Here is an 8,420-nt window from a genome sequence, read left to right on the forward strand (position 1 = left end):
AAGTCCTTCAATTTCTTTTTGCTGCCTTGCGTTGGTTTTTTCAATAATTGTGTTAGCTAATTTATCATATTGACCAATTAACTTCTGCGACTGTTCTTCTGTTATTACTTCATGATTCAATCTAATTTCGGTTAATTTTTGTCTAATACCATCAGATAACTTGAAATATTTACCAAGAACTTTCTTTGTGGAAGAACTTACTTTACCTTCCACATTTTCAGCAAAACGATTTACACTGTCGATACTATCTTCAGTTGCTTTTTGGTACGCTTTATAAGCAACTACACCTGTTCCGATGAGTGCAGCTGCTACCAATCCAACCGGACCTGTTAAAACAGCGAGCGCGCTTCCTAATAAACCAACTGCAGCACTAGCAAGACCTGCCGCACCACCTACAATTCCTAATGCGGTCGCTAATGCTCCAATTCCCGATACTATCGCTCCAGCTGCCGCTAGGACTACACCAATAGCTGTAGCAACTGCAGTTAAAGCAAGTACAATACCACCTGTAATCGCTATCGCTTTTTGTATAGGACCAGGCAATGCATTAAACCCATCCACAAGTTTTTGTAATCCAGCAACAAACACGCTAACAACAGGAGCAAGTGCATCTCCTATGGTTTTTTTCATAGTCGAAAAAGCAGAATCTAATAAAGTTAGACGACCTTTTAATGTATCAATTTTTGTTTTTGCAACATCTGCCGCAGTAACATTTGACATAGCACGCCACATTTCGTTAATACCCTGAGCGCCCTCTTTATATAAAATATTTGCCGCACGTATAGCATCTGTGCCAAACATTGTTTGTAAAGCTGCCTGACGCTGTGCATCTGTTAGATGACTCAGCTTCGTTTTTAATAAATCTGCTATTTCAGACATTGGACGAATCTTACCTTGCGCATCGTAAAATGCACTTCCTGTTTCCTCACTATATAAACCTAAATCGCGCATTTGATTTGTTGCTTCTTTTGTACTTGGTTGTAGATTTAGTAACATTGTTTTCAAAGATGTACCTGCGTCACTACCACGTAATCCATTCTGCGCAAAAGCGGCCAATGCTGTAGAAGTGTCTTTAAATGATAAACCTACACCAGATGCCACAGCTGAAACCATGCTTAAACCATACTGCATTTCACGTACATTCGTCGCTGAAGCATTCGCTGATCCTGCTAAAATATTTGCTGCTTCAGAAACAGATAGATTATCAGATCTAAATGCATTCAATGCCGTTGAGGCAATTTGAGCTGCTTCACCTAATTCAAGTTCACCAGCAGTTGCTAGGTTAAGTGCGCCTTCTAGTCCACCTTCTATAATATCTTGCAGGTTAACACCCGCTTTGATTAATTCCTCAATTCCTTGTCCTGCTTGAACTGATGAGTATTTCGTTGTCTCTCCCATCTTAACAGCGAGTTTACTCATCTTATTCATTTCTTCACCAGTTGCACCAGATACAGCTTTAACATCCGCCATTTTCTGTTCAAAATTCATAGATTCGGTTACCGCTGACTTCAATCCACGTCCTATGGCATAGGTCATTCCACCAAAAACTATACCAATTTGAGCACCAGCATTTTGTAGGTGATTACCCAACGTCTCCATACGATTACCAAAGTTTAATAAGCGATTGCCTTGTTGCTCTAACTCACGATTGGAACGCTGTAATTCTGTTTCGAATCGATTTAATTCAGCAGTAGCCCTATGAATTTGCTCCGCATAACGTTGTGCCGATTGACTCGCTTCGCCTTCTTCTGCTTTTACACGATTATAAACAGATTGTAATTCTCGAATCTTTTCTTTTTGCTTATCAACCATTCGTGTTAAAACATCGATTTTGGCTCGTGTTTGGTCCGCAGCGCTTGCAAATCCGCCCATACCAGTGGTAATGGATCGGAATTCGGCTTGTAATGCTTTTAACGAATTATTGAGCTTCTCAATTCCTTTTTGCTCTGCTTGTCGGTTTAATTGTTTAAGTTCATTTTCAAAACGATTTAAATCTGCTACAGCTTTATTTACTTGTGCAGCATATCGCTGAGTAGCCGCATTATTTTCACCAAGTCTCGCCTTATTTTGATCATATGCTTGACGTAATGCCTTAACTTTTTCTTTTTGCGCTTCGATAATACGGTTTAAAACATCCATTTTTGCACGTGTTTGTTGACTTGCGCTTGCAAATCCGCCCATACCTGTACTGATAGACCTTAACTCATTCTGTAATGTACGTACTGCACGACCCGAATTCGCGATACCTTGGCGAAAGTTTACGTTATCAAGGGAAAGTCTAACGACTAGATTATTTATTTCGTTCGCCATAGTCTCACCTCCCTCGTTAAATAATGTTTTCCGCTGGCACTTCTATTTCATTTGAATTGGAGCCTTCGTTATTTGTATCTTCGTTTTCACGCATTTTTCGATTAAGCCTTAAATAATGCCAAATATCCATCTCATTATCGATGTGATGATGTTTATATCCTTGACGCAATAAAGAGAGGTAGAGTTCATCCATAAACTCACTGAACGTCAACCCTCCTCCCTCTATACGTTTGGGTTTTCTGCTCCATCAGTTACAGAATTAGCGCCTGCTGCCTCTACTGTTTCATTCACTAGAGCGTTAATTACATTCGATGTTGTTGATAGGAATTTCCGAGCGTCTATACCGTCCCAATATTGATCCACTGTAAATTGTTCACCGTAAACTTGTACTACATATTTAACCATTTTATCTAAATCTGCTGCTTCAGGATTATTTGGAATATCCGCAAGTTCAGGAGCTTGGCGAATTAAACGAGCTGGAATGAATGCTGGTAAATTAAAAGTTTTTTCTTCGTTATTAATTCGTAAAGTTAATTTCATAATCTATTCCTCCTTATTTAATAAAAAAAGAGAGAGTTTATACCCCCTCTTACTTCTGCTCTGCCGGCGGCTGCGCCACAGGTTTTTCATATACCTTTTTAAACCAATTATCTCCAACAGCTTTTGTAAACGTTGGTTCATCTTCATCAGCTGTAAATTTCGTTCTGTCATCAAAATCACGTTCAATAAATGATCCTTTCAATTTTGTTGTTTGGAAGTTCGGTTTATCTTTTTTTGTTTCAGCCTCTTCTTCCTCTTGTGAAAGTTTCCCTTTTAATAGCCAAACATATCGATACTTATCATTAGCTTTTAAAAATCGAAAACCAATGGCTAAATATGGCTTCTCACCTTCACGTTTTTCATCCAGAACCCCATCTTGCACTTCTGGAAAACCTTCAATGTCAGCCTTTGTAGAAAGTGATAGACCTCGAACTTCAATTTCCACTTCAGTCTCGCCATCGGATTCCGCGATTTCTGATTTTCTGTTATCACTCCACATAACCTCAGAAGCTACTTTTTTAGTTAATTTAACCTTCACAGCACCTTCCATTTTCTTTACATCTGCATACTGAATACCTATTGAATCATCTTTTAAAACCTTTGCATACACAAGGTTGTCTACACCAACTGTTGAACTAATTTTCACAACTTCTCCAGCCATCTATAATTCCACTCCTTTCGCGAATCTCATCGCATAATGATAAATCTGTGTATCTTCTTCGTATAAATCAGCAACTGCATAACGTGAAAAACCAATACTTTTCATGACTTCATTCACTTTTTGATGAATTGCTGTCGTGCTATTCTTTGACCAGATATCAATTTGAAACAGAATTTCACTTTCGCTTTCCTCATTATCCGCAAACCCATCAGGTCTGTTATCTAACTCAAAAAGTGTGATTCTAGGAAATTCCGTTGCGTTTTTTGCTTTTCTATAATAAATTCTTTTACCACCTAGCAAAGAAACAAGCTCTTGATTTGCTTCAAGAGCTTGTACAATAACAGGGCGTAAATTTATCACAAATCCAGCCTCATTTCATTTTTCAAAATATCCGTCATAGCACGTACAGCCTCTGCTTTAGAAGCATTAAATCCTGGTTCCACGAATGGATGCGCTGGCATTTTTGACGTTCCCCATTCATGGAATTTTAAATAAAACCACGGAGATCGATCGGCCTTATCAAGCCCAATTTTCACCGTTTTAACTCCACCTTCTAATCTAGCCTTTGTAACTTTAATCTGATCCGCGGCATGTTTTCCAGTACGCCACGGTTCACTTTTTGATGGTGGTTTAGGCGTTGCACTTCTAGGTGCTCGTTCTGCAATTGCTTTTCGAATAGGTTCTCCACCTGCTGCAAGGGCCTTATCTTCTATTTCCTCACCACGTGCTCCCATTGCTTCCAATCCAGTGATAAGACGGTCAAACCCCATAAAATCTACACCATTAGCCATTCATACCACCACGTTTCCACATGATTAATAACGTATGATTTTCAGTTGGAAGGGCTGAAATAATGTCATATATGGCATCTTTGTACTTAATTTTCATATCAGCGGTAACATCGCTACGATAGCGAATTTCTGTTTTCCCTTGAACCTCGCTATTCGCTGCTGCTGCTTGAAAATATTCTCTTCCTTTTAAAAAGATAAAAGAGCCCCATACAGTAAACACATCGTTATATTCGTCAATCGGTTCACCATCTGGACTCTTTGCGTTTTCATCTTTAATTTGGAAGGTAAGTCGTTTATTTAATTTTGCAGGATTCATAAGCCTTCCTCCCGAGGTTCTGGAGCACATTGAAGTTGCAATATCATGCTCTGAACAATTGTTCTTATTTTTTCACTGGCTCTATCCCCTACAAGCAGCCTATTTTCATACCAATCAGCTACTAAAAACAAACAAAGCAACTTGGCATCTTCATTCTTTTCATCGAATGTTCTACCAGTTGCTTTGAAAATGTATTTTTCAGCTGCTTTGATCAACATAGTAATTGTACGGGTATCATCTTCATCCACCCTAATCCATTCTTTAGCTTCTTCTAAGGTAACTAACATGTAAAAGCCTCCTCAAACTATTCTTGAGGTTGTTCAACAGGCGTACTTAAATCCAATTCCCCGTATACAGCTGCTTCGCTATCCCAAAGTTTCACATCATCACGTTGAATAGCACGTAAATCTAACGTGTTGCGAGTAAATGCTTTACCACCTACATCTGTAGAAGCTAACTCCATATCTTCTCGTTTAAACAATACAATAGCTTCTTTTAAATCCCCAATAATAAGTGGTGCTTTTTTAGCAGTCGTTCCTTTCGTTTTCAAGAAACGATTAGAAATTACGACAACTGGTTTTCCATCAAATAATTTTCGGTTCGGCTGCGTTGGATCTGGCTGTAAAATGTATTTTCCGTCTTTATCTTTTAATTTATCTAAGTAGTTAAATCCATCTTGATTTGTAAGTAAAATTGCATTTGGGGAGATTGCTGGATCTAATTTAACATTTAGTACATCTTTAATGTCATCAAGAGACTTAATCGCTTGTTTTGTCAATTTATCAATAATATTCAAAATAAGCACATTGCGTGTAACTTTTGATTTTTTTCCTAACCACTTAATTACATAATTCAAGATGTTTTGATCACTGTCTTTTAATAAAGAACGGGATAGTGGTAAAATACCTGCTCTATCTTTTACTGCATATTCCACATTAGAGAACTTAGGATTGTCTGTTTCTGGAATTTCTCCCATTTCCGTAATTTCTGCAAAAGGAACCATTTCAGCATTTTTTTCTAATACTCGTGACCCTGAACGTGTCTGAACTGGCTCAACAGTTACATATTGTTCAAGTGCATCAAATGAACGGGATAATTCATTAATTTTTGTTTGAATATCTTGAGGAATGACAAGACCACCGTCTTCCCCTGTTAGTCCAGACATTGCACGTTGTTCTAATTCATTTTCAAGAAATTCTCGCTCTTCTACATTTAGCGGCTTGTTTCGTAATGCTTTCATAAATACATCGCGGTACTCAATATCTTCTCCACCAAAGCGTGTTTCTAATTCGTTTCCAACTTGACGTTGTTCTGTCTCAGAGTCATCAAGTGAACGTTGCAGCTCAATTTTCTTTTGTAAAGAACGTACCTCGTTCATCATTGCTTCAGCTTCTTCCACTTTGTCCTCACTCATAAGAGAACGTACTTCTGACTTTTTCTCTTCTAATTGTGCTAATAATTCACGTAATTCTTTTGACAAATTAAACACTCCTTTGAATTTTGGCATAAAAAATGAGCTTTCTACAGAAGCTCTAATTCCAACGCTAATTTTCTTTTACGATATTCATTTGCAGCTCGTTTTTCATTTGCTTTAAAATCATCTAATGAGCGCACATTGACTTCATTGGCTGGATAAGCAGGAAATGCAACTGGTGATATTTCATAAAGTTCGGCATTTAGAATAGATCGCTTATAAAGCTTGCCATTTTCTCGTTCCTCAGATGACCACTTATCTTTTATTACTTTCATTCCGAATGAGACGCCATCCACGTCACCGCGTTGAATAAGCTCCCAAGCGTCATTACCTACAGTAGTATTGGGAATATCTAATTCAAAACGTAATTCTTTCTTATCGTTTTCGATGCGCAATGTGTTGCTTTTAGTATTTCCTAATACTTGAGATGTGTCATGCGACCATAAACCCACAACGTCACGAACTTTTAAACTTTCGTCAAAAGCTCCTTCAGCAATCTCTTCCACAAAGGTATCTCCCCACCAATCGCGCATTTCAGCACTTTCGGTATTGTATTTAATGGCTCCAGAAATTGTACGCTTACCTTCCTCTTCATTCGCCTCACGAATTTCAATCATCATCGGTAACGCTCGAATCTCCTTCGTTTCCTTCTTTGCTGTTTTCGCCACTATTACCACCCCCTTTCAAATAAGCCTGTCCAGCCATTTCAATCGGCAGCATATTTCCATTAACAAGTAAACGATCCCCACCAACTTCTGGTGGTAAATCTTCTTTACTTCTAGCTTCGTTAGGTTTAAGGAAACCGCCTTGAATACCTGTTCTGTAAGCTTCATATCTCGTTTTGATATCCGCTCTTAAAATAGCGTCTACATTGAATTTCGAATAAAACCCTTTATCCAACTCACTGTCTAAAAATAGCTTATACGTCATTTCTTGCTCATACATCGTTAAAGTAGCTTGCAATGTATCGGTATAAAATTGTTGTTGTTGCTGCTCAATATTATTTAAAGTCGCTTTACTCAAATCATTTAATTGATGCATTTTAATGCCGAATGCAGTGGCGATTTGCCTAATAGTAAGCTCGGTATTTTCAAGAAATTGAGCATCTGACATATTTAATGAAATTGGCTGAAATTGATATCCTACGGGCATTAATGCAATACGATGGCTATTTTGAAGACCACTAGACATTGACTCGAAATTTTCTCGAAAAACCTTTTTCGAATCTTCATTTAAATCACCGACATATTGAACTAATCCCTTTACCTGTAATCCTTGTTTGTAAAAGTTATTTATGAATTTATCAGCTGAAGCTGAATTTTCTAATGTAGACTTTAAATATTCCATTGTAGGAACACCGACAAGGCCATCAAGAGTTATTCCGTTTTTAAAGTGCAATATCTCTTCGGGCTTTAACACTCTTTGTTGTCCATCCGTATTTACCACATACCACATTTTAGTTTTGGAATTCAACAAACCAACGTCATCAATGTACACTGTCACTTTAGATGCATCTATTGGCCATAACGCTTGAACTTTCCCTTTTCTATCAAATTCTATGTTAGCGTAGCTATTACCATATAAATTTTTTTGAGCTTCTAATGCTCCGAAAAAGTTCATGCTAGACATATACGGGTTAGGCCTTAGTCTCAGTAAATTGTTGAGATAATGCTTTGTACCGCGTTGAATTCCATATTCATCTTCCTGATAAATTTTCAACGGTAACTTTGATACGGATTCAGATAGTATTTTGATACAAGCAAAGACTGTAGCAACTTTTAAAGCATTTTTCCCCTTAACACTAATATCACTTGGAGAAATTCCTAGCCATTCTAATAATTTTTCATCGTCTTTATTTAACTCAACTACCTGCGATGTTTGACGTTTTTCAAAATTAAAGAACTTTTTAACTGAATCCACTATTTTCACATGTTCACCCCCTCCCTAGTTCCATAGCTTGCCTAGAAATTCTTTATTTGCAAATTCAGATACATCAAACCTGACACTTGCTCCATACATAGCCCTAGCAAATGCATTTAATACCGCTGCTGCTGGATCAATACGATTTTTACTTATTTTTTTCGAAATCATAATGTTTTCCTGATCATCCATTTTAACAACAGCATTATTAAGCGCCCAAAAAAGGACTGGATCTCCATTATGTTTAACCTTCTTTTCGTATACTTTTTCTCGAAAAGTTTTAGTTGGAATGGATAAATTAGCAATCCGCTGTGGTATTTCTACACAAGTAAAACCTTTGTTTTCTAAATTCTGCGCTAAATGCAAAGCATTCCATTTATCATAGTCAAATTCTTGAATGTCTTTATC

Annotated in this window: 12 protein-coding genes; all 12 read right to left on the reverse strand. The window is 37.5% G+C overall.

What is annotated here, in order from left to right; genetic code table 11:
* Positions 1-2,310: phage tail tape measure protein (locus tag MR058_RS22305; protein WP_242145883.1), on the reverse strand; the 2,310-nt coding region annotated here is incomplete at its 3' end.
* 16 nt (positions 2,311-2,326) lie between these two features.
* Positions 2,327-2,521 (reverse strand): hypothetical protein, encoded by a 195-nt coding sequence (locus MR058_RS22310; RefSeq protein WP_242145884.1) that lies wholly within the window; start codon positions 2,519-2,521, stop codon positions 2,327-2,329.
* An 11-nt stretch (positions 2,522-2,532) separates the two neighbouring features.
* Positions 2,533-2,850 (reverse strand): phage tail assembly chaperone G, encoded by a 318-nt coding sequence (gene gpG / locus MR058_RS22315; protein ID WP_242145885.1) that lies wholly within the window; start codon positions 2,848-2,850, stop codon positions 2,533-2,535.
* A gap of 49 nt (positions 2,851-2,899) precedes the next feature.
* Positions 2,900-3,511 carry a major tail protein gene (locus tag MR058_RS22320; RefSeq protein WP_242145886.1) on the reverse strand — a complete coding sequence of 204 codons (612 nt, stop codon included), beginning with the start codon at positions 3,509-3,511 and terminating at the stop codon, positions 2,900-2,902.
* A complete protein-coding gene (gp17, locus tag MR058_RS22325; protein ID WP_242145887.1) occupies positions 3,512-3,871 on the reverse strand; it encodes a tail completion protein gp17 in 360 nt (119 codons plus the stop codon). It lies immediately after the preceding gene.
* The gene (locus MR058_RS22330) at positions 3,868-4,302 is read right to left on the reverse strand and encodes an HK97-gp10 family putative phage morphogenesis protein (protein ID WP_242145888.1); all 435 of its coding nucleotides are present in this window, start codon (positions 4,300-4,302) and stop codon (positions 3,868-3,870) included. Before MR058_RS22330 ends, gp17 begins: the two co-directional genes overlap by 4 nt.
* Complete coding sequence (locus tag MR058_RS22335) at positions 4,295-4,618, reverse strand: phage head closure protein (protein WP_242145889.1); 324 nt, start codon at positions 4,616-4,618, stop codon at positions 4,295-4,297. Before MR058_RS22335 ends, MR058_RS22330 begins: the two co-directional genes overlap by 8 nt.
* Positions 4,615-4,905 carry a head-tail connector protein gene (locus MR058_RS22340; protein WP_242145890.1) on the reverse strand — a complete coding sequence of 97 codons (291 nt, stop codon included), beginning with the start codon at positions 4,903-4,905 and terminating at the stop codon, positions 4,615-4,617. Before MR058_RS22340 ends, MR058_RS22335 begins: the two co-directional genes overlap by 4 nt.
* 17 nt (positions 4,906-4,922) lie before the next feature.
* Positions 4,923-6,098, reverse strand: a complete 1,176-nt coding sequence (locus MR058_RS22345) for a phage major capsid protein (RefSeq protein ID WP_242145891.1) — start codon at positions 6,096-6,098, stop codon at positions 4,923-4,925.
* 41 nt (positions 6,099-6,139) lie between these two features.
* Entirely contained in the window at positions 6,140-6,760 is a 621-nt protein-coding gene (locus MR058_RS22350; protein ID WP_242145892.1) for an HK97 family phage prohead protease, read from the reverse strand.
* Positions 6,702-8,021, reverse strand: coding sequence for a phage portal protein (locus tag MR058_RS22355; protein WP_242145893.1), 1,320 nt, complete (start codon positions 8,019-8,021; stop codon positions 6,702-6,704). The genes MR058_RS22350 and MR058_RS22355 overlap by 59 nt, the downstream gene beginning before the upstream one ends.
* A 15-nt stretch (positions 8,022-8,036) precedes the next feature.
* A partial coding sequence (locus MR058_RS22360; protein WP_242145894.1) for a terminase TerL endonuclease subunit occupies positions 8,037-8,420 on the reverse strand: 384 nt, incomplete at its 5' end.

It is taken from the genome of Bacillus cereus group sp. BfR-BA-01430 (assembly GCF_022663115.1).
In the GTDB taxonomy this organism is placed as follows: domain Bacteria; phylum Bacillota; class Bacilli; order Bacillales; family Bacillaceae_G; genus Bacillus_A; species Bacillus_A cereus_BD.